Origin of the sequence: Aliidiomarina sanyensis (assembly GCF_003987175.1) — a bacterium.
Lineage (GTDB): Bacteria > Pseudomonadota > Gammaproteobacteria > Enterobacterales > Alteromonadaceae > Aliidiomarina > Aliidiomarina sanyensis.
Genome location: NZ_PIPM01000039.1, coordinates 1 through 1,230, shown reverse-complemented (window position 1 = coordinate 1,230; position 1,230 = coordinate 1). Strand labels below are relative to the sequence as shown.

The 1,230-nt window shown below is 49.0% G+C and carries 1 protein-coding gene; it reads right to left on the bottom strand.

Translation table 11 applies throughout. The features are described 5' to 3' along the window. Positions 1-23: 23 nt before the first annotated feature. Positions 24-1,121 carry an ISAs1 family transposase gene (locus tag CWE11_RS11970; protein WP_126777856.1) on the bottom strand — a complete coding sequence of 366 codons (1,098 nt, stop codon included), beginning with the start codon at positions 1,119-1,121 and terminating at the stop codon, positions 24-26. Positions 1,122-1,230 lie beyond the last annotated feature (109 nt).

Genomic DNA, 1,230 nt, shown 5'->3' with positions numbered 1-1,230 from the left:
CAGGGCAAGAGCGTGAACGTTTTTTAAGCATTTACGATTAAGTCCAGTACTTCTTCGCTCATAGTTGCCATTTTCTGTTTACGATTCACGCTCGCTTTTATTGTCTTCTCGCGGCGTATTTGGTTCAGCGCAACATGGCGGAAGCAAGCCAGGTTATCTGCAGCATGACCACGACTAATGGGGCAGTCATCTTCTCGCATGGTCACATCGAGCACCCAATGCAATCGGTTTTCAACGCCCCAATGGGCGCGCACTGTGCTGGCAAATTGCTCAGCGGATAAGCGTGCGGAGCTTATATAATAACGATACTGCAACTGCTCTTTGCCATTCGCTAACCGATAATAGGTGGCACGGCCAATGGTTTCGAGCGATGACCACGCTGAGCGTATGCTTGCAGGCAGTTCAAGCGCCGACAAGACATCGTAGGCGCGATATTCAACACGACCATGCGCTTGCTCAATATGTCCAGGTTCGTTGTTATCACTGAGTTCAAACGCATCCTGAAGTGTCTGATAGAGCGACTTTTGGTTCTTTTTCACTGCGATGCAGTAGTCAGCTTTCTTTTTTACTATGGTCTTCACAATTTGCTTTTGGCAGCTCATGGCGTCGAGCGTCACCATCGCGCCTTCCAGCTCCAGAAGCTCCAGTAATTCAGGTACAGCGGTAATCTCGTTCGATTTTTCAGCAGTTCGCCGCTGGCCTAAGACCACACCATTCTTCGTCGCAAAAGCACTTATCATGTGCAATGCGGATTGCCTGTCGCCCCGCTTGTATGAGCGGCGTAGCGTCTTGCCATCAACGGCAACGACTTCTTTATCGGTAAGTTTTTCAGTCGCCTGCATCCACTGAATAAAACGCTGATGGAACGCCTGCGGGTCGATACGACAAACAAGCCTGGCAATGGTGTCATGCACCGGAATGCCATGACTGAAATCACCGTACTTTTTCAGCCACTGGAGCCGCAGGTGGCCAAAATCTTCGATTTCTTCCCAGCCTTCTGCGCCTGAAATCACCGCAGTCAAGGTTAAAAACAGGACATCAAACAGTTTATAGGTTACTTTTGATGCTTGCCTTGGGTCTTCAATGTCGGCAAAGTGATCAGTCAGCAAAGTCAGGCTCATTGCGGCTCTCCGTAAAAGAGAGTATAAGATCACGACTAGAGCTGATCGTCAAATCGATCGATTATTTAGCGGCTCAACTGGTCAATAAATGTTCGCGATCTCACCCTGG